Origin of the sequence: Streptomyces lomondensis, from assembly GCF_014651035.1 — a bacterium.
GTDB lineage: Bacteria > Actinomycetota > Actinomycetes > Streptomycetales > Streptomycetaceae > Streptomyces > Streptomyces lomondensis.
Genome location: NZ_BMWC01000001.1, coordinates 128,552 through 148,183, shown reverse-complemented (window position 1 = coordinate 148,183; position 19,632 = coordinate 128,552). Strand labels below are relative to the sequence as shown.

At 71.2% G+C, this 19,632-nt stretch carries 20 protein-coding genes; 7 read left to right on the top strand and 13 right to left on the bottom strand.

Features of this window, described 5'->3' with window-relative positions:
• Positions 1–368: 368 nt before the first annotated feature.
• Positions 369–818, top strand: a complete 450-nt coding sequence (locus IE255_RS00605) for a type II toxin-antitoxin system PemK/MazF family toxin (protein ID WP_190048102.1) — start codon at positions 369–371, stop codon at positions 816–818.
• Positions 819–902: 84 nt separating this feature from the next.
• Here the strand turns inward: IE255_RS00605 and IE255_RS00600 are convergent, their stop codons facing one another.
• The 7 genes from IE255_RS00600 to clpS form a co-directional block, all read right to left on the bottom strand.
• Positions 903–1,853 (bottom strand): PLP-dependent cysteine synthase family protein, encoded by a 951-nt coding sequence (locus tag IE255_RS00600; protein ID WP_190048101.1) that lies wholly within the window; start codon positions 1,851–1,853, stop codon positions 903–905.
• 6 nt (positions 1,854–1,859) lie between these two features.
• Entirely contained in the window at positions 1,860–2,138 is a 279-nt protein-coding gene (locus tag IE255_RS00595) for a MoaD/ThiS family protein (RefSeq protein WP_190048100.1), read from the bottom strand.
• Positions 2,139–2,261: 123 nt separating this feature from the next.
• Positions 2,262–2,357 carry a putative leader peptide gene (locus IE255_RS40280; protein WP_311688247.1) on the bottom strand — a complete coding sequence of 32 codons (96 nt, stop codon included), beginning with the start codon at positions 2,355–2,357 and terminating at the stop codon, positions 2,262–2,264.
• A 99-nt stretch (positions 2,358–2,456) separates the two neighbouring features.
• Complete coding sequence (locus IE255_RS00590; RefSeq protein WP_190048099.1) at positions 2,457–2,879, bottom strand: M67 family metallopeptidase; 423 nt, start codon at positions 2,877–2,879, stop codon at positions 2,457–2,459.
• A gap of 132 nt (positions 2,880–3,011) precedes the next feature.
• Positions 3,012–4,439, bottom strand: a complete 1,428-nt coding sequence (locus tag IE255_RS00585; RefSeq protein WP_190048098.1) for an amino acid permease — start codon at positions 4,437–4,439, stop codon at positions 3,012–3,014.
• 342 nt (positions 4,440–4,781) lie between these two features.
• Positions 4,782–5,390: a DUF2017 domain-containing protein gene (locus IE255_RS00580; RefSeq protein WP_190048097.1), complete on the bottom strand. Its 609-nt coding sequence runs from the start codon at positions 5,388–5,390 to the stop codon at positions 4,782–4,784.
• Between the two features lie 30 nt (positions 5,391–5,420).
• Entirely contained in the window at positions 5,421–5,738 is a 318-nt protein-coding gene (clpS, locus tag IE255_RS00575) for an ATP-dependent Clp protease adapter ClpS (protein WP_010039975.1), read from the bottom strand.
• Between the two features lie 107 nt (positions 5,739–5,845).
• Here clpS and IE255_RS00570 point away from each other — a divergent pair, with 107 nt between their 5' ends.
• On the top strand, positions 5,846–7,192 hold the full coding sequence (locus tag IE255_RS00570) for a nicotinate phosphoribosyltransferase (protein WP_190048096.1): 1,347 nt from the start codon (positions 5,846–5,848) through the stop codon (positions 7,190–7,192).
• Positions 7,193–7,329: 137 nt separating this feature from the next.
• Positions 7,330–7,920, top strand: a complete 591-nt coding sequence (locus tag IE255_RS00565; RefSeq protein ID WP_190048095.1) for an isochorismatase family protein — start codon at positions 7,330–7,332, stop codon at positions 7,918–7,920.
• A 20-nt stretch (positions 7,921–7,940) separates the two neighbouring features.
• Here the strand turns inward: IE255_RS00565 and IE255_RS00560 are convergent, their stop codons facing one another.
• Entirely contained in the window at positions 7,941–8,285 is a 345-nt protein-coding gene (locus tag IE255_RS00560; protein ID WP_190048094.1) for a hypothetical protein, read from the bottom strand.
• Between the two features lie 122 nt (positions 8,286–8,407).
• Positions 8,408–10,771 carry an immune inhibitor A domain-containing protein gene (locus IE255_RS00555; protein ID WP_190048093.1) on the bottom strand — a complete coding sequence of 788 codons (2,364 nt, stop codon included), beginning with the start codon at positions 10,769–10,771 and terminating at the stop codon, positions 8,408–8,410.
• Positions 10,772–11,175: 404 nt separating this feature from the next.
• Here IE255_RS00555 and IE255_RS00550 point away from each other — a divergent pair, with 404 nt between their 5' ends.
• A complete protein-coding gene (locus IE255_RS00550) occupies positions 11,176–11,451 on the top strand; it encodes a hypothetical protein (RefSeq protein ID WP_190049295.1) in 276 nt (91 codons plus the stop codon).
• A gap of 24 nt (positions 11,452–11,475) precedes the next feature.
• Here the strand turns inward: IE255_RS00550 and IE255_RS00545 are convergent, their stop codons facing one another.
• Both IE255_RS00545 and IE255_RS00540 read right to left on the bottom strand, forming a co-directional pair.
• Positions 11,476–12,144 (bottom strand): RDD family protein, encoded by a 669-nt coding sequence (locus tag IE255_RS00545; RefSeq protein ID WP_190048092.1) that lies wholly within the window; start codon positions 12,142–12,144, stop codon positions 11,476–11,478.
• Between the two features lie 94 nt (positions 12,145–12,238).
• A complete protein-coding gene (locus tag IE255_RS00540) occupies positions 12,239–14,128 on the bottom strand; it encodes an RDD family protein (protein WP_190048091.1) in 1,890 nt (629 codons plus the stop codon).
• Between the two features lie 245 nt (positions 14,129–14,373).
• On the opposite strand from IE255_RS00540, the gene IE255_RS00535 reads away from it, so the two are divergent.
• Entirely contained in the window at positions 14,374–14,784 is a 411-nt protein-coding gene (locus IE255_RS00535) for an SsgA family sporulation/cell division regulator (protein ID WP_190048090.1), read from the top strand.
• An 11-nt stretch (positions 14,785–14,795) separates the two neighbouring features.
• On the opposite strand, the gene IE255_RS00530 is transcribed toward IE255_RS00535, so the two are convergent.
• Entirely contained in the window at positions 14,796–16,211 is a 1,416-nt protein-coding gene (locus tag IE255_RS00530) for an FAD-binding oxidoreductase (protein ID WP_190048089.1), read from the bottom strand.
• A 91-nt stretch (positions 16,212–16,302) separates the two neighbouring features.
• Between IE255_RS00530 and IE255_RS00525 the strand changes: the two genes are divergently transcribed.
• Entirely contained in the window at positions 16,303–17,739 is a 1,437-nt protein-coding gene (locus IE255_RS00525) for a tetratricopeptide repeat protein (RefSeq protein WP_190048088.1), read from the top strand.
• A 136-nt stretch (positions 17,740–17,875) separates the two neighbouring features.
• Here IE255_RS00525 and hppD read toward each other — a convergent pair whose 3' ends face one another.
• Entirely contained in the window at positions 17,876–19,021 is a 1,146-nt protein-coding gene (gene hppD / locus IE255_RS00520) for a 4-hydroxyphenylpyruvate dioxygenase (protein ID WP_190048087.1), read from the bottom strand.
• A 124-nt stretch (positions 19,022–19,145) separates the two neighbouring features.
• Here hppD and IE255_RS00515 point away from each other — a divergent pair, with 124 nt between their 5' ends.
• Positions 19,146–19,616, top strand: coding sequence for an Lrp/AsnC family transcriptional regulator (locus IE255_RS00515; RefSeq protein ID WP_031113178.1), 471 nt, complete (start codon positions 19,146–19,148; stop codon positions 19,614–19,616).
• Positions 19,617–19,632 lie beyond the last annotated feature (16 nt).

Below are 19,632 nucleotides of genomic sequence, written 5' to 3'. Positions count from 1 at the left end.
CCATCGACCTTCCCATGGGGTTCAACGCCTGGCTCCTCGATTGCGCGCCGGTCACCGACTGCGCGACCTGCCGGCCGAGGACGCGGCAGACGCTCTCCGGAAGGCCCTGGCCGACCTCGGTCTGCCCGAGAACGTCTGGGACGGCATCCGGCCGATGGTGACCCAGAGGGGCACGCCATACGTCCATCTGGGTATGGTCCGCGCGGACGTAGCCGAGAAGATGGCCGAGGCCATGCGGACTCCGGCCGAGGCCGTTGTCATGAGTTGTGGGCGAACTCACCTGTGCTGTCACCGGTTCGGCTGGCAGAGCCGGGCGTGATCCTTGCGAGGAGGGCGCGCAGGAGGGATGGCGCCGGTAACGTCTCAGTATGGACACGTCCTGGTGGCTGGCGCTCGCCGCGGTGGTGCTGCTCGCGCTCGTCGCCACGCTCGTCGACGGCTGGGGGCGGGGCCGGCGGTGGCGGGAGCGGCGGGCCGGAGCGGCGGCACCGGTCGGCGTGATCACGGGCCGGCCGCAGCCGGCGGAGATCTGGTGGGCGGACGTGCCCTACGAGGACCAGACCCGGACCAAGGACCGGCCCTGCCTGGTGCTGGCGGTGCGCGGGGAACGCGCCACCGTCGCGAAGATCACCACCCGCTTCCGCGACGAGCGCACCGGCGTGATCCCGCTCCCCCCGGGCTCGGTCGGCGACACCCAGGGCCGGGCGAGCTTCCTGGAGACGGACGAGCTGCGCGAGGTCCCGGTGTGGGGCTTCCGGCGGCGGGTCGGGGTGGTGGATCCGGCCCTGTGGGACCAGGTTCGGTACCTGGCGGGGTGAGAAGCACGGGACGGCAGCCAAAGGGCTGAACAAAGAAGGGCCGGGGTCGCGGCCCCAGCCCTTCTTGTCTGTGCTCGCCCTCGGCTACGCCCAGAGCTGCCCCTGGAGCGTCTCGATGGCCTCCTCCGTCGTGGCCGCCGTGTAGACGCCCGTCGAGAGGTACTTCCAGCCGCCGTCGGCGACGACGAACACGATGTCGGCCTGCTCACCGGCCTTCACGGCCTTCTTGCCCACGCCGATCGCGGCGTGCAGCGCGGCGCCCGTGGAGACACCGGCGAAGATCCCCTCCTGCTGGAGCAGTTCGCGGGTGCGGGTGACCGCGTCGGCCGAGCCGACGGAGAAGCGGCTGGTGAGGACGGACGCGTCGTACAGCTCGGGCACGAAGCCCTCGTCCAGGTTGCGCAGGCCGTAGACCAGGTCGTCGTAGCGCGGTTCCGCGGCGACGATCTGGACGTCCGGCTTGTGCTCGCGCAGGAAGCGGCCCACGCCCATGAGCGTGCCGGTGGTGCCGAGGCCCGCCACGAAGTGCGTGACGGAGGGCAGGTCCGCGAGGATCTCGGGGCCCGTGGTCGCGTAGTGGGCGCCCGCGTTGTCCGGGTTGCCGTACTGGTACAGCATCACCCAGTCCGGGTGCTCGGCCGAGAGTTCCTTGGCGACGCGGACGGCCGTGTTGGAGCCGCCCGCTGCCGGGGAGGAGATGATCTCGGCGCCCCACATGGCCAGCAGGTCCCGGCGCTCCTGCGAGGTGTTCTCGGGCATCACGCAGACGATGCGGTAGCCCTTGAGCTTCGCCGCCATGGCCAGGGAGATGCCTGTGTTGCCCGACGTGGGCTCGAGGATCGTGCAGCCCGGGGTCAGGCGGCCGTCCTTCTCCGCCTGTTCGATCATGTGCAGGGCCGGGCGGTCCTTGACCGACCCGGTCGGGTTGCGGTCCTCCAGCTTCGCCCAGAGGCGGACGTCCGCGGACGGCGACAGCCGCGGCAGGCGCACCAGGGGGGTGTTGCCGACCGCGGCCAGGGGTGAGTCGTAGCGCATGGGTGATCAGACCATGCCGCCGGCCACGGCCGGCAGGATCGTGACGTTGTCGCCGTCCGACAGCTTGGTGTTGATGCCGTCGAGGAAGCGCACGTCCTCGTCGTTCAGGTACACGTTGACGAAGCGGCGCAGCTGGTCGCCGTCCACGATGCGGGCCTGGATGCCCGTATGCCGGGTCTCGAGGTCGGTGAACAGCTCGGCGAGGGTGTCCCCGGTGCCCTCCACCGCCTTCTGGCCGTCGGTGTACTGGCGGAGGATGGTCGGGATGCGGACCTCGATGGCCATGGCTCAGGGCTCCTGTCGGATGGTGTCGTCGGGTGGTGGCGCGCGGCGGCGCGGGATTGCGTGGTCGTACGCAGATGGAGCGTTTCGCCGCGGCTCACGGCCGTACGGCGGCAGGGTGCTGCGTCAACAGATGGCGCTGGCGAGCCTGCACAGGTCGACGTGCAGCCGCGCCACGAGCAGATCGCCCGGCGTCTTTTCGCTCACGTCATGGAAAACCATGGGCTCATCGTATCGATTCCCGACCCGGCCCCCGGAGTGTGATCCCACACTTCGGACGGAATTCATCCGCATGTCGAGATTCCCGGGTTCAGGGCGAGCTCAGTAGGCCTCCACGATCTTGACCTCCTCCTCCGTGACCTCGCCCTCGACGATCCGGAAGGAGCGGAACTGGAACTCGCCGGCCCCGTCGGTGTCGGCGGTGGAGACGAGGACGTAGTGCGCGCCCGGCTCGTTCGCGTAGGAGATGTCGGTGCGGGAGGGGTAGGCCTCGGTCGCCGTGTGGGAGTGGTAGATGACCACCGGCTCCTCGTCACGGTCGTCCATCTCGCGGTAGAGCTTGAGGAGGTCGCCGGAGTCGAACTCGTAGAACGTGGGCGACATGGCCGCGTTCAGCATGGGGATGAAGCGCTCGGGGCGGTCCGAGCCCGCCGGACCCGCGACGACGCCGCACGCCTCGTCGGGGTGGTCCTTGCGCGCGTGGGCGACGATCCGGTCGACGAGGGACTGGGTGATGGTCAGCATGTTCGTCAGGATAAGCAGACGGGCCGTTCCGTACCGAGGAATGGTACGGAACGGCCCATATGCCGGACGCCCTGAGCGGCAGCCGCAGGGGGTGCCACGAGAACTCCCTGCGGCGGACGTCCCGCGGGTTGGTCAGCCGACCTTCTCGAACTCCGCGTCGCCGCGGCGCTCGGCGATCTGCGGGTTGCGGCGCTTGAGGACCGCCCAGCCGATGCCGAGGGCGACGGCCCAGCCGGCCGCGACGTACAGGCAGATCCGCGCGTCCTTGTCGTACGCGATCATGCAGGTCACGCCGATGAGGAAGAGGAGCGCGACCCAGCTGAAGAGCGCTCCGCCGGGGGCGGGGAAGGACGAGGCGCGCAACCGGCCCGCGTCGACCGCGGCGCGGTAGCGGATGTGGCTGACGAGGATCATCATCCAGGTCCAGATGCCGGCCGCGGTGGCGACGGAGGTGACATAGAGGAACGCCTTCTCCGGGACGACGTAGTTCAGGACGACGCCGATGCCCATGAGCGCCACGGAGACCGCGATGCCGACGGCGGGCGTCTTGCGGACGTTGAGCTTGCCGAACGCCTGCGGTGCCTCGCTGTTGGCCGCCAGGTCGCGCAGCATCCGGCCGGTGGAGTACATGCCCGAGTTGCAGGACGACAGGGCCGCGGTGAGCACCACGAAGTTGACGATGCCCGCGGCGAGCGGGATGCCGATCTCACCGAAGGCGTGGACGAACGGGCTCTCGCCGGCGGAGAACTCGGTCCACTTGACCACGGAGAGGATCACCAGCAGCGAGCCGACGTAGAAGACGATGATGCGCCAGGGCAGGGTGTTGATGGCCTTGGGCAGGGTCTTCTCGGGGTTCTCGGACTCGCCCGCGGTGACGCCGACGAGCTCGACTGCGAGGTAGGCGAACATGACGCCCTGGAGCGTCATCAGGCTGGAGCCGATGCCGTTCGGGAAGAAGCCGTCGTGCGCCCAGAGGTTGGAGACGGTGGCGGTGTCACCGGCGTCGGAGAAGCCGAGGGTGAGCACGCCGAGGCCGATGACGATCATGCCGATGATGGCCGTGACCTTGATCATCGAGAACCAGAACTCGACCTCGCCGAAGATCTTGACGGAGATCAGGTTGACGCCGAAGAGCACCACCAGGAACACCAGGGCGCTGACCCACTGCGGGATCTCCGGGAACCAGAAGTGGATGTAGATCGCGGCGGCCGTGAGCTCGGCCATGCCGGTGACCACCCACATGAGCCAGTACGTCCAGCCCGTGACGAACCCGAAGAACGGGCCGAGGAACTCGCGGGCGTACTCGGCGAAGGAGCCGGAGACGGGCCGGTAGAGGAGCAGTTCGCCCAGCGCCCGCATGATGAAGAAGATGACGACGCCCGCGAGGGCGTACATGAGGATGATGCTGGGGCCGGCCTTGGCGATGTTCGCTCCGGCGCCCATGAAGAGGCCGACGCCGATGGCGCCGCCGATCGCGATCATCTGGACCTGGCGGCTGCCGAGTCCGCGCTCGTACCCCTCTTCGGGCACGGTGTCCGTGTCGACCTGCGCAGAGGTCATGTGTGGTGCGCCTTTCTCCATGCCGACCCGGGCCTCTCGTCGGCCTCGGATCGGGTCTCGATCCCCCCGGATAAATGGAGCGGTGCCTGGCCGGCGGTTACCGGCTCGGTGGCGCACCCGGCCGGACATTCGGGTGGTGTCAGCCGGGCGGTCGTGAAGATTTATCACGGCCGCCATACTGATCACAGGGGCGCCCTGTGACGCACCACACAGGGAAAACCGGACAAAGCGCACCCGAAGAGGCCATAGAAGGCGGGTGCGGTGACGGGATCGTTATCCGGATTTGAGTGTCCTCTGAGCGAACACCGGGCGGTCACCCGTCGGTCACGGAACCTGCACAGATCAGGGCATAAGCGTTCCGACCAGCGTCTCCTGGAGTCCACCCAGCCACAGATAGGCCATCACCATCGGCTTGCGCGGGTCCTCGTCCGGGAGGCGGTAGAGCAGGTCGGTGTCCTCCTCCTCGGTGATCTCCAGCCGCGAGCCGATCGCGAGGCGCAGATCGTTCAGGGCGCCGAGCCACTGCTGGGACTCCGCCGCCGACAGCTTCAGCACCGCGCCGCCCTCGCCGGCCGAGGCCGCGGCGAGCGCGTCCAGGGAGCGGATCACCGCGAGGGCGTTGTCCCGCTTGCCGGCCCGCAGGTCGTTCTCCGTGTAGCGGCGGAACTCGGCGGAGTAGACCCGCTGCTCCTCGGCGTCCCGGGGCGAGGCGGGCTGCTCGGGGTCGCTGTAGGCGTCCGGGAAGAGGCGCTTGAGCACCGGGTCGGCGGGCGGCTCGCTCGGGCCCTCCGCGAACAGCTCGGCGAGCGGGTCGTCGGGGGCGTCCTCGGCGGGGCCGGGGCCGATGAGCTCCAGGAGCTGGACGGCCAGCGACCGGATGATGGAGATCTCGACGTCGTCGAGGGCGACGGCCGCGCCGCCGCCGGGAAGCGGTTCGAAGGTTCCGGGCATGAACGCCTTCACTGCTGGGCGGGCTGCTGGCTACTTGCGGTCCTGCTGGAGGGTGGCCCACAGGCCGTAGCCGTGCATGGCCTGCACATCGCGTTCCATCTCCTCGCGGCTGCCGCTGGAGACGACCGCCCGGCCCTTGTGGTGGACGTCGAGCATGAGCTTGGTGGCCTTGTCCTTGGAGTAGCCGAAGTACGTCTGGAAGACGTACGTCACATAGCTCATGAGGTTGACCGGGTCGTTGTGGACGATGGTGACCCAGGGGACGTCCGGCTCGGGTACGGCGAAGACCTCCTCCGCCGACTCGGTGCGTTCGATCTCCAGGGGCGCGGGTGACGTCACACTGCCCATGCTGCCACCCGAGGGGGGTAGTCGCACAAACGGGCCTGGACGTACGGCGATCGCGTCGCCCGGAGACGCAATCGTCAGATTGACGAGATGGGGGTACGCTCCTCTCCATGAACACAGCGGACCTTGGGCTGCCGGTGGATGTTCCCTCGACGGCGCTCTTCACGGACCAGTACGAGCTGACGATGCTGCGGGCCGCCCTCACGGCGGGCACGGCCGAGCGGCGGAGCGTGTTCGAGGTCTTCACCCGGCGGCTGCCGAACGGGCGCCGCTACGGCGTCGTGGCGGGCACCGGGCGGGTGCTGGACGCGGTGGAGAACTTCCGCTTCGACGCGGGCGTCCTCGGCTTCCTGCGCGAGCGGGAGATCGTCGACGAGAAGACCCTGGAGTGGCTCGCCGGCTACCGCTTCGGCGGGGACATCTGGGGCTACCCCGAGGGCGAGGTGTACTTCCCGGGCTCGCCGATCATGCGGGTCGAGGGCACCTTCGCCGAGTGCGTGCTGCTGGAGACCGTGATCCTGTCGATCCTCAACCACGACTCGGCGATCGCGGCGGCGGCCTCGCGCATGGCGTCGGCCGCCGGTGACCGGCCGCTGATCGAGATGGGCGCCCGGCGCACCCACGAGCTGGCGGCGGTGGCGGCCTCCCGGGCCGCGTACGTCGGCGGCTTCGCGACCACCTCGGACCTGGCCGCCGGGTTCCGCTACGGCATCCCCACCGTGGGCACCTCCGCGCACGCCTTCACGCTCCTGCACGACAGCGAGCGGGACGCTTTCCGGGCCCAGGTGGACACGCTGGGTCGGGGCACGACGCTGCTGGTGGACACCTACGACGTCGCCGAGGCGGTCCGGACGGCCGTCGAGGTCGCCGGAACCGGGCTCGGGGCCGTGCGGATCGACTCCGGTGACCTGCTGCTGGTGGCGCACCGGGTGCGGCAGCAGCTGGACGAGCTGGGGGCGACGGACACGAAGATCATCGTGACCTCGGACCTGGACGAGTACGCGATCGCCTCGCTGGCGGCGGCCCCCGTGGACGCGTACGGCGTCGGCACGCAGCTGGTGACCGGCTCCGGTCACCCCACCTCCTCGATGGTCTACAAGCTGGTCGCGCGGGCCGAGTCGACGGGGCCGAACGCGCCGCTGGTGCCGGTGGCGAAGAAGTCCAGCGGTGGCAAGACGTCCGTGGGCGGGCGCAAGTGGGCCGCGCGGCGGCTGGACGCCCACGGGGTCGCCGAGGCGGAGGTGATCGGCACCGGGCCGGTGCCGTCCGAGCTCGCGGACCGGCAGCTGCTGGTGGAGCTGGTCAAGGGCGGCGAGGTCGTGGCGCGCGAGCCGCTGGACGCGGCGCGGGAGAGGCACACGGCGGCGCGCGCGGGGCTCCCGATGTCGGCGACGCAGCTCTCGCGCGGGGAGCCGGTCATTCCCACGGAGTACGTCCACGGGCCTTCGGGTAGTTAGAGCCTGTCAGACAGCCCCTTGCCCGCGGGTGTGCGGCGATGCGCCGACCCGTGCCCCTCCCGTCCCCTCCCCCAAGTCAATAGGCTCGGAAGTTCACCGGCCGGGCTTGCCGACCTCATAGCCGAAGGACACCGACCATGCGCCGCGCCTTGATCGTCGTAGACGTGCAGAACGACTTCTGCGAGGGGGGCAGCCTCGCGGTGGCCGGCGGTGCCGATGTGGCCGCCGCCGTCACCGAGCTGATCGGGCAGGCCGGCGGGACCGGCTACCAGCACGTGGTGGCCACCCGCGACCACCACATCGCCCCCGGCGGCCACTTCTCCACCAACCCCGACTACGTCCGCTCCTGGCCCGCGCACTGCGTCGCCGGCACGGAGGGCGTGGGCTTCCACCCCAACTTCGCCCCCGCGGTCGCCTCCGGGTCGATCGACGCCGTGTTCGACAAGGGGGCGTACGCGGCGGCGTACAGCGGCTTCGAGGGCACCGACGAGAACGGCACGAAGCTGGCCGAGTGGCTCCGCTCCCGCCACGTCACCGAGGTCGACGTGGTCGGCATCGCCACGGACCACTGCGTACGCGCCACCGCCCTGGACGCCGCACGCGAGGGCTTCCGCACGCACGTCCTGCTCGACCTCACGGCCGGGGTGGCCCAGGAGACCACCGAGCGGGCCCTGGAGGAGCTGCGGGAAGCGGGCGTGGAGCTTTCGGGGAAGCCGGTCGTCCAGTAGCCGGGGCGGGCTGCCGGCGGTCAGGTCTGGGCCGTAGGGCGTCTCAGGAGGGATCTGATCGGGCGCCACAGCTCCTGGACCAGGTCCGGGCTGCTCACGACACCGTTGTCGGGGGCCGTGCGCCATATGAGGCCGTCGGGGTGGTGGAGGACCGCGGTGATCTCGTCGGGGGTCGGCGGGGCCGCGTTGCCTCGCAGGTAGACCGAGCGCAAACCGAGGTTGCGGAGCCTGGTCAGGGCTCGGGCGCGGTTCGCGGAGTGGACCAGGACGCGGACGGCGCCGGGGCCGTCGGCGGCGGGGCTGGGCAGATTCAGTGCCACCACCACCATGCCGTTCGGCAGCTTGCAGAAACCTCCTGCGGCCATGTGGTCATACCCCCGTGTCGGTCGGTGTCAATAAGAGAGCCACAGGACGCACCTAAACACGGATCGGCGGCGACCCGCCAGTGGGTCACCGCCGATCACGCTCTGACCTGCTGAAACGCTGGTTACTTCACCGCGGGGCCGACCTCGAGCTCGATCGTCGAGCCGTCCTTCGCCTCCTTGATGATCTTGATCTTGGTGTTGGTGTCAGTGATCTTGACGCCGCCGTTCCTGTTCGTCTCGTCGTAGTAGGTGTTCATCCGGTCGTTGAACACCGGCACCCCCTTCGACGACGGGATGCGCGTCTCGACGTCCGCGTTGTGCAGCGTGATGCCGTCCGTGCGGTACAGGCTGAAGGGCGAGTCGTAGGCCTGGATGCGGTTGCGCATCAGCGTGCCGTCGGACCACTTCATCGCCTGCGGGTGCGAGTCGACCGGCAGCAGCAGGCCCGTACCCGGGTGGACGCTGGTGTTGTTGTCCGGCTGGGAGGTGTCCCACTTCCAGATCAGCAGGCCGTTCTGGTACGGGTAGTGCTCCACCCAGTCCGGACGGGTCCTGGAGAAGCCGAAGTTGTACGGGCCGACCTTGAGGGTCCTGTCGTACGACACGTACTGGCGGTTCTCCGCGATGTAGTACTGCGCGTAGTCCTTGGTGAAGGACGCGCCCATGCGGGAGAAGCCGTTCGCCGTCCAGGCCGCGTCCGCGGACTCGGCGTCGTCGGAGAAGACGGTGGCGCCGTCGGCGGTCACGGCGATCCGGTCGGCCGCGAAGCCCTTCATCGCCAGTCCGCCGTCGGTCTGGTAGCGGAAGCGCAGGTCGATCTTCTTGCCCGCGTAGGCGTCCAGGGAGTACGCCAGCTTCTTGTAGCCGTCGACCGCCCCGTGCAGGGCCGGCTTGTCGCTGCCGTCCCGGGGGATCGGCTTGCCGTCCACCGTGCCGTCCAGGGCGGTCCAGTCGGCGCCGCCGTCGGTCGAGACCTCGGCGTAGAGGTAGTCGTAGTTGGCCTCGATCTCGTACCAGCCGTCGAGGGTCAGCGACGCCGACTTCTTCCCGGTCAGGTCGACGGAACGGGTCAGCGTGTTCTTCAGGTTGTTGCCGCTGCCGCTCCACCACTGGGTGGCGCCCTGGGCCGGGGTGACGAGCTCGGTGGTGACGGCCTTCTTCGGCAGCTCCACCACGAGGGCCTGCTTGTGCTTGGTGTTGTACTCGGCGAGGCCCAGCTTGTGCCACGAGTCGACGCCGGCCTTGGCGCGGTCGTAGTTCAGCCAGCCCAGCTGGAGCTTGTCCCAGGCGGTCATGTCGCCGGGCAGGTCACCGATCTCGTTCTTGCCGGTGCCGAGCCAGGAGCCGGAGGACATCAGGGTCCAGAAGCCGGTGGAGTTCTCGCCGCCGCCGGTGGTGTCGTAGTGGTCCGGCAGGCCGAGGTCGTGGCCGTACTCGTGGGCGTAGACGCCGAGTCCGCCGTTCTCCGGCTGGACGGTGTAGTCGCCGACCCAGATGCCGGTGTCGCCGATCTTCGCGCCGCCGAGCTTGTTGTTCTCGGGGCCGGTCGCGCCGGCGTCGGTGCCGAAGGCGTACCAGCGGTGGGCCCAGATCGCGTCCTCGCCCTGGGCGCCGCCGCCCGCGGACTCGTCCTCACCGGCGTGCACGACCTGGAAGTGGTCGATGTAGCCGTCGGACTCGTTGAAGTCGCCGTCGCCGTCGAAGTCGTAGCGGTCCCACTGGTCGTAACTCTTCACGACCGCCTTGATCTCGGCGTCGGTCTTCCCAGCTGCCTTCTGCTGGGAGACCCACGCGTTCAGACCGTCGCTGACGACGTTCCACACGCTCGGGCAGTTGGTGTCACCGCAGGCGTTGTTGCCGTAACGGGCCTCGTTGTAGGGGACCTTGACCCAGTCCGAGACCGTGCCCTCGACCGAGTAGCGGCCGGAGGACTGCTTCTCGTAGTACTTCTTCACCGACTCGGTGTTCTTGCCCGTGCCGAAGTAGAGGTCCTCGAAGTACTTCTGGTCGTAGTCCGCGCGCCAGGCCGTGGAGTTGTCCTTCTTGCGGTCCGGCTTGGGTATCTGGTTGTGCAGCGGGCCCGGGGTGCCGCCGTAGCGGCTGTCGATCTGGTCGCCGAACTCCACCAGGATCGTGAAGATCTTGTCGGTCTTCTCGCGGCCGAGCTCGACGTACTTGCTGTCGCCCTTCTTGCTCTTGAGCTGGACGACCTTCGAGCCCTCACGGTTCTTGACCGTGGCCTTGCCGGATATGACCTGGTTCAGGGCCTCCTGGCGCTGCGCCTCCTGGGTCTTGCTGAGCGGGCCTTCGAGGTCGTGCTCGTCGTGCTGGTGATCCGCCGGGTCGCGCCGGTCCACGGTGGTGGACCGGGGAGCGGAGGTGTCGTCGTCCGCCTGGGCCACGCCGTACGCCGAGACGGTGGCGGTGGCCGCCGCGAGCGCCACACCGATGGCGGCCGCTCTGAACGTCCAGGGTCTACTGGTCACTTGAGTTCCTCCCCCGCGTCCGAGCGCGCGGAAGGAAGGGGTCCCAGTCGTGGAAGGTCCGCGCGCGCATGATCAACGCGTGTAGTCAAGTGACGACATTTGACTAGAGGTTTAACGGAAAAGACAGACCTTGACTTGAACAGGACAAGTGCACTATGCGGAGCCGACGTTCGTTTTACGGACAACCAGTCGGGCCGGCCCCTCGCCCTGCGGGCGCGTGCAGCTGTCCACCAGGTGGACGCCATGACTCCGTGCGCCCCCTGTGCACCGCCCTTGTTGATTAGGTCACGCTTACCGCTCGTTCCGCTCGGGCAGCCTGCCGAATAGAGTCGCTTGGCGGAACGCCCGGAAGCCGGCGGAATGCCAGGCCGACGCCCCCGTGGACCCCCACTTTCGAGGACATGATGGCCATGCCCCGTCCGACCGCCGCACAGCTCGCCTACGGTTCGTGCACCGTGCTCCTGTCGACCCTCGCCATGCTGCTGCTGTCACAGACGAGTTCGGGCGTGGGGATCGCGATCATCGCCGTCGCGTCGCTCGCCCTCGGGCTGCTGGTCGCCATGACGGTGCCGTCCGGCAAGCGCCCGGCCGCCGTGGAGCAGCCCGCGCCCCGGGAGCCGGTACGGGCCTCGGTCGCCGCGCAGGCCCCGGAGCCGGTGCGCGAGCGGGCGGCCTCCTGACCGTCCGTCGACCCGCCGCCGTCTTCAGGTGGTGCTGACCACAACCGTCTTGGCCGCCTTGTCGTGCAGGCCCTGCTTGTAGGGCCGGTCGAAGAAGCTCCAGCCGCCGGAGATCGCGGTCCAGACGCAGGCGCAGCAGAAGGCGAACGGGAGCCACAGCACGGCCGCGCGCATCAGCGCGTTCTGCGCGGAGGGCGTGGCGCCGTTGTCGAGGTTGGCCACGCGCAGGTGCAGCAGCTTCTTGCCGAGGGTCTGGCCCGTCCTGGCGGTCAGGACGGTGTCGTAGGCGATGTAGAGGACGGCGGCGACCGCCGACTGCCAGAAGGACCTGCCGACCTCGATGCGGTCGCTGTCCACGTCGTACTCGTTGACGTCGAAGCCCCACGTGAGCAGCCAGACGACGGCACCGACCAGGATCATGTCGATGAGGCGGGCGAGGACGCGCTTGCCGCTGTCGGCGAGCGGGGGCATGCCCGCGAGCGGGTCGGTGGGGTAGGGACCGCCCCCGTACGGGCCGCCGCCGTACGGGCCGCCGCCCTGGCCCTCACCTGTGCCGCCGCCCGGATACGGCGGGGGTTCGCCGTCGTAGGGCGAGCCCGCGCCTGCGCCGGGAGGCTCGCTCGGTGGTCGCTTCCTGAACGGGTCGTCCTCGGGAGGCTGCTGACCCGAGCCGGGGGGCGGTTCGCTGCTCATGGCCCGAGTCGACCGCGAACCCCGCGGCTCCGCATCCGGCGGACAGCCGTACGGGGTACGGATTCCTCGGATCGGATTCCCCGGGTGCCGCCGCTCAGCCCGCCACGAACGTGTGCGCGGCCTTGTCGTGCCAGCCCTGGCGCCACGGCTTGTCGAAGAGGCACCAGGCGATGCCGACGAGGCCGACGACGAGGAGGCCGGGCACGCTGAGGACCAGCCAGCGGCGCAGGGCCGCGCCGAACTCCGGGGCCTCGTGGCCCTCGATGTCCCGCACGTCGAGGCCCATCAGCTTCTTGCCGAGGGTGCGGCCCCACTTGGCGGTGGGCAGCACCTCGGAGACGACGCCGGCGAGCAGCAGGACCGCCAGGACGATGCCGAGGTACAGGGACGTGGTGCCGTCGAGCAGCCAGACCGTGACCGTCTCGCCGGAGAGCTTCGCCGCGTCGATCTTCTCGTTGACGTGGTCGATCGCCTTGCTGCCGAGGGGGACGGCGGCCACGGCGGTGAGGCCGGCGAGGACGACGGTGTCCAGCAGCCGGGCCGCCAGCCGCTTGCCGAGCCCCGCGGGGCGGGCGGCCGCCTGGCGCCGGGCGACTGCCTGGAACGGGTCGTCGACCGGTGGCTTCCAGGGCGCGACGGGCTGCTCGTCGCCACCGCCGGCGCCGGCGAGCCGGTGCACCTGCTGCGCCCAGGAGGACTGACCGCCGCCGGGGCCGGGGCTGAGGGGGGTGGCGGAGGCGGCGGCCTGCGGCCCACCGGACTGCGGAGGAACGGCCGGGGCCGCCTGGGGCCCGGAGAGCGCCGTCGGGGCGGCCGCGCCGGCCTGCGCGGCGGTGGCCCGGGCGGCTGCCGCCTTGCCGGCGCCGAAGCCGGGGCGGTCCGGGGCTCCGCCGGGGGCGGCGCCGCCCTGCGCGCCGAAGGCGGGCCCCGCCGGGTTGCCACCCGAGCCGGCCGAGCCGGCGGCCTGCGCGCCGAAGGCGGGTCCCGCCGAGCCACTTCCCGAGCCGCCCGAGCCCGCCGGTCCGAAGCCGGAGGCCCCGGCGCTGCCGCCCGGGCCTGCTGCCCCGGCCTGCGCGCCGAAGCCCGACCCGGCGGAACCGCTGCCCGAGCCGCCTGCGCCGCCCTGCCCGCCGAAACCGGACCGCGCCGCACCACTGCCTGAACCACCCGAGCCGGAGGCCTGCGGGCCGAAACCGGACCCGGCCGCACCACTGCCCGAGCCACCTGCGCCGCCCTGCGCGCCGAATCCGGTCCCAGCCCCACCGCGAGCCGGGCCGCCCGAGCCCGCCGCACCCGCTGGGCCCGCCGAACCGAAGCCCCCGGAGCCCGAGTTGCCGCCGGGGCCCGCCGGCTGCGCGTCGCCGCCGGACGCGGAGGCCCCCGGGCCCGTGCGCGGCGAGACCGCGCGGAACGTCATCGTGCCCTCGTCGGGACGGTCGGCGGAGGGCGCTGCCCCTCCCCCGGACTTCCCCGCCGGCCGGCGGAAGACGAACGTGCTGCCGGCCGCCGCGGCGCTCGCCTCCTGGTCGGTGGGCCGGATCGTGGCCGTACCGTCGGTGCGGGCGGACTCGCCGTCGGGCTGCCGGTCCGTCTGCGCCACCCTCGGGTCCGCGCCCTGGGCGCCCTGCGGTGCGCCCCACGAGACGCGGCGGTCCTGGTCGCCGCCGAAGCCGGACTGGCGGGAGCGGTCCGCGCCCCAGGCGGACGCGGGTTCGGGACGGCTGCCGTGCTGGGCGTCGGCGGCGGACGACTCCTCGACCGGGTCCTCGTCGAAGAAGTGCGGGCCGGTCTCCTCGACAGCGGCGGCCGGCGCCCCCGCACCCGGCGGCGGCGCGAGCGACTCGCCGTCCTTGGGCGCCGGACGGCTGGTGCCCGGTACCCAGGAGGCACCGTTCCAGTACCGGACATATCCAGGAATGGACGGGTCCGGGTAATACCCTTCGCGGGGCCTGTCGTCACCGGGGGCCGGGGTTGGGGCGCTCATGTCCGTCGTCCCGTATCTGCTCGGGGGCCAAATGGGGGCCTCCACATCTATCAGACGAGCGCAAGCCCCACCGCCGCTCCCACCGGACCCACCCCTTTCGAGCACCGATGTGCTACGCACCGCGCGGCCCCGGGGCGTCCCCCTGCGAAAAAACTTCCGGCAACGCGCGTAATGGCCCGGCCCCCGTCCGCTCTCTCCTCCTGACCGGCCCTCGCGGGCAGCCGTCAGGAGAAGGGAACACCGCCGTGCACCACGTGGTGGAGCGGGAACTGGAGCTGAAACTCGTCCTGTCGCCGGAGCGCAGGATCCCGGTGCCGGCCCGGCTCGGGTACCTCACCGGCGATCCGTACGCCGTCCACGTCACCTTCCACATCACCTCCGAGCACCCCGTGCACTGGACGTTCGCCCGGGACCTGCTGGTGGAGGGCGTGTTCCGGCCCTGCGGGCAGGGGGACGTGCGGGTGTGGCCGACCAAGAGCGAGGGGCGCGGCGTCGTGCTTATGGCGCTGAGTTCGCCCGACGGGGACGCCCTGCTGGAGGCCCCGGCGGCACAGGTGTCGGCGTGGCTGGAGCGCACGCTGCGGGTGGTCCCGCCGGGGACGGAGGGCGAGCGGCTCGGGCTCGACGACGAGCTGGCCGAACTCCTCGCCCAGTGAGTGCGCCGGCCTCAGAACAGCTTGCCCGGGTTGAGGATGTTCAGCGGGTCGAAGGCCTGCTTGACGGCCCGCTGCAGCTCCATCCCGACGGGGCCGATCTCGCGCGCCAGCCACTCCTTCTTCAGGACGCCGACGCCGTGTTCGCCGGTGATGGTGCCGCCGAGTTCCAGGCCGAGGGCCATGATCTCGTCGAAGGACTCACGGGCGCGCCGGGACTCGTCGGGGTCCGCCGGGTCGAAGCAGACCGTCGGGTGGGTGTTGCCGTCCCCCGCATGAGCGACGACCCCGATGGTGAGCCGGTACTTCTCGGCGATCCGGTCGACCCCGTCGAGCATCGCGGCGAGCCGGGAGCGTGGTACGCACACGTCGTCGATCATCGTCACGCCCTTGACCGCTTCGAGCGCGGTGAGCGACAACCGCCGCGCCTGGAGGAGCAGTTCGGACTCGGCCGCGTCGTCGGCGGGGACGACCTGGGTGGCGCCGGCGGCCTCGCACAGCGCGCCGACGGCGGCCAGGTCGGCGGCCGGGGCGGTGGTGTCGAAGGCGGCCAGGAGCAGGGCCTCGGTGGTCTCGGGCAGGCCCATCTGCGCCATGGCGTTGACGGCCTTGACCGTCGTACGGTCCATGAGTTCGAGGAGTGACGGGACGTGGCCGCCCTCCATGATGCGGCACACGGCGTCGCAGGCGGCGGCCGAGGAGGCGAACTCGGCGGCCAGCACCAGCTGCTCGGGCGGCTTGGGCCGCAGGCCGAGCACGGCCCGTACGACGATGCCGAGCGAGCCCTCGGAGCCGACGAACAGCCGGGTCAGGTCGTAGCCGGCGACGCCCTTGGCGGTGCGGCGGCCGGTGGACATGAGCCGCCCGTCGGCCAGTACGACCTCCAGTCCGAGGACGTACTCGGCGGTGACCCCGTACTTCACGCAGCACAGGCCGCCCGAGGCCGTGCCGATGTTGCCGCCGATGGTGCACATCTCCCAGCTGGAGGGGTCCGGCGGGTAGTACAGGCCGTGTTCGCCTACGGCCCTCGACAGGGCGGCGTTGACGACGCCGGGCTCGACGACGGCGATGCGGTCGACCGGGTTGATCTCCAGGATCCGGTCCATCCTGGTCAGGGAGAGCACGATGCAGCCGTCGGAGGCGTTGGCGGCGCCGGACAGGCCCGTGCGGGCGCCCTGCGGGACGACCGGGACGCGCAGGGCGGTGGCGGTGCGCATCACGTGCTGGACCTGTTCGGTGGTGCGGGGGAGCACGACGACGGCCGGGCTGCCGGCCGGGCAGAAGCTCGCCATGTCGTTGGCGTAGGAGGCCGTGACGTCGGGGTCGGTGAGGACCGCTTCGGCGGGGAGGCCGCTGAGCAGCAGGTCGACGAGGTCGCCGGTCGCCGCGGTGTCGTCGGAGCTGGGCGCTTCGATACGGCTCATGATCACAGGTTCGCACCCGGGGCCATCGGTGTGAACCCCGTCGGCGGCAGCCTTCACCTGCCCGGGTGGGGTCGTCGTACTGACGCACAGTGAGCGCATGGAGAACCAGCAGGAGGGTCCGGAGCGGCGGGAGGGCGGCCCGGGGCGCCGCGTGCGCACGCGGCGGGTGCTGATCGCCTCCGTGGCGGGGTGTGCCGTGCTCGGCGGGGTGCTGGTGCTGCTGCCCTGGGAGCGGCGGGCCGAGCCCGCTCCGCCGTCGCCGGGGGCGCAGGCCCTCGCGGCGGTCAGCGCCGGGGTGCCGGCCGCGCTGCCCGACCTGGCGGAGCTGATCGCCGAGCGGGAGAAGCGGGTGCGGGCGCACCCGAAGGACGCGGCGTCCTGGGCGGTGCTCGGGGCGGCCTATGTGGAGCAGGGGCGGCGGCTCGCGGACCCGGCGTACTACCCGCGGGCGGAGAGGGCGCTGCGGACGTCGCTGGCGGTGCGGCCCGAGCGGAACACCCGGGCGCTGGCCGGGCTGGCCGCGCTGGCCAACGTCCGCCGGGACTTCCCCGCCGCGCGCCGGTGGGGCGAGGCGGCGCTGAAGCTCCAGCCGCGGCGGTGGACGACATATCCGCTGCTCATCGACGCCTATACCGGGCTCGGCGAGCACCAGACGGCCGAGCGGATGCTGGACCGGCTGACGGAGCTGCGCTCCGGTCCGGCCGTGCTGGCGCGGGCCGCGGCCGTCTACCGGGACCGGGGCTGGCGGGAGGACGCGGCGGCCTCGCTGGCGGACGCGGCGGCGGGCGCGCGGGCCCCGGCCGAGCGGGCGTCCTACCTGGAGCGGGCCGGGCAGCTGGCCTGGGAGCGCGGGGACCTTCAGGACGCGCTGCGGCACTTCCAGGAGGCGGTGCGCCTCGACCCGGACCAGCGGGCCGCGCAGGCCGGGCAGGGCAGGGCGCTGGCGGCCCTGGGCCGGACGACGGAGGCGCTGAACGCGTACCGGGTGGCTCTCGCCCGGCAGCCGTCGCCCCAGTACGCCCTGGAGCTGGGCGAGTTGTACGAGTCGCTGGGCATGCCGGAGGCGGCGCGGGTGCAGTACGACCTGCTGCGGGAGCGGGTGCGGGACGCCGCCGCGGGCGGGGCGGACGAGGAGCTGGTGCTCGGGCGGTTCGAGGCGGACCACGGCGATCCGGGGGCGGCAGTACGGCGGTTGCGGGCGGAGTGGCGGCGCCAGCCGGGCACGGAGGTCGCCGACGCCCTGGGCTGGGCCCTGCACCGGGCCGGGCGGTCCGAGGAGGGCCTGCGCTACGCGGTGCGGGCGACGGAGGGGGAGCACGGGGGCGGGGTGCGCAGCGCGGTGTACGCGTATCACCGCGGCGTGATCGAACGGGAGCTGGAGCGGTACGGCGCCGCCCGGCGGCACCTCGCGGAGGCACTGCGGATCAACCCGTACTTCTCGCCGCTGCACGCGCCTGCGGCCCGGGCGGCGGCGGAGGCGCTGGGTGAGCCGCCGGATGAAGGGGTGCCGGAGATGGACGAGGAGCCGGGGTAGTTCGGCACCGCCGGGCCACGCCGTCGTGGCTGATCGCCGTTGCGGCGGCCACGAGGCTGCCGTCCGGAACAAAGGACATGCCCCGGGTCGTGCGGGTGCCCCGTGACACCCGCACGACCCGGAACGCGCCGCCGGGCTACAGGTTGCCGCGGCGGGCCTGCTCGCGTTCGATCGCTTCGAACAGGGCCTTGAAGTTGCCCTTGCCGAAACCCATCGAGCCGTGGCGTTCGATGATCTCGAAGAAGACGGTCGGCCGGTCCTGGACCGGCTTGGTGAAGATCTGCAGCAGATAGCCGTCCTCGTCGCGGTCGGCGAGGATCTTCAGTTCGCGCAGGGTGTCGATCGGGACCCGCGTCTCGCCGACCCACTCCCCCAGCGTGTCGTAGTAGGAGTCGGGCGTGTTGAGGAACTCGACGCCGGCCGCGCGCATCGTGCGGACCGTCTGCACGATGTCGTTGGTGTTGAGCGCGATGTGCTGCACGCCCGCGCCGCCGTAGAACTCCAGGTACTCGTCGATCTGGGACTTCTTCTTGGCGATGGCCGGCTCGTTGATCGGGAACTTGACCTTGAGCGTGCCGTCCGCGACGACCTTGGACATCAGCGCGCTGTACTCGGTGGCGATGTCGTCGCCCACGAACTCCTTCATGTTCGTGAAGCCCATGACCTTGTTGTAGAAGCCGACCCACTCGTTCATCCGGCCGAGCTCGACGTTGCCGACGCAGTGGTCGATCGCCTGGAAGGTGCGCCGCGCGGGCGGTTCGACGATCGGCTGGGCGGCGACGTAGCCGGGCAGGTAGGGGCCGTCGTAGCCGGAGCGCTCGACGAGGGTGTGGCGGGTCTCGCCGTAGGTGGCGATGGCGGCCAGGACGACCGTGCCGTGCTCGTCCTTGAGCTCGTACGGCTCGGCCACCGAGCGGGCACCGTGTTCGAGGGCGTAGGCATACGCGGCGCGTGCGTCCGGCACCTCGATGGCGAGGTCGACGACGCCGTCGCCGTGCTCGGCCACGTGCCGGGCGAGGAAGTGGCCCCAGTCGGTGGACGGCTTGATGACCGAGGTGAGGACGAAGCGGGCGGAGCCGTTCTCCAGCACGTAAGCAGCGGTCTCGCGGTTGCCGTTCTCCGGTCCGGAGTAGGCGACCAGTTGCATGCCGAAGGCGGTGGAGTAGTAGTGCGCCGCCTGCTTGGCGTTGCCCACGGCGAAGACGACCGCGTCCATTCCCTTGACCGGGAAGGGGTCGGCCTGCCGGGCGGTGTCGGGAGTGTGGTGTGTGGTCTGCGTCATAGCCGCAGGGTCTCCCCGCTCGGCAAGGTGCGCAATAGTTTGCGTTTCCGCTGGGCAATCTGTTGAGCAATACGGCCGAAGAATCGGTCCTTCTGTACAGGATGACCAACCCCGGGAGGCTGCTGTGTCGATCGATCGTCTGGACGGCCGGATCATCCTGCTGCTCGCCCGGGAGCCGCGGATCGGGGTGCTGGAGATGTCGCGGCGGCTGGGGGTGGCCCGGGGCACCGTGCAGGCGCGGCTGGACCGGCTTCAGTCGAACGGAGTCATCCGCGGATTCGGCCCGGAGGTGGATCCGGCCGCGCTCGGTTACCCGGTCACCGCCTTCGCCACGCTCCAGATCCGGCAGGGGCAAGGAGCCGATGTACGGGCCCACTTGGCGTCCGTGCCCGAGGTGCTGGAGCTGCACACCACCACCGGCAGCGGGGACATGCTGTGCCGGCTGGTGGCCCGCTCGAACGCCGATCTCCAGCGTGTGATCGACCGGGTCGTCGGTTTTGATGGCATCGTCCGGGCCTCCACGGCGATCGTCATGGAGAACCCCGTCCCGCCGCGGATCATCCCGCTGGTGGAGCAGGCCGCGGAGGAGACCTGAGTCGTGGGGTGAGCGC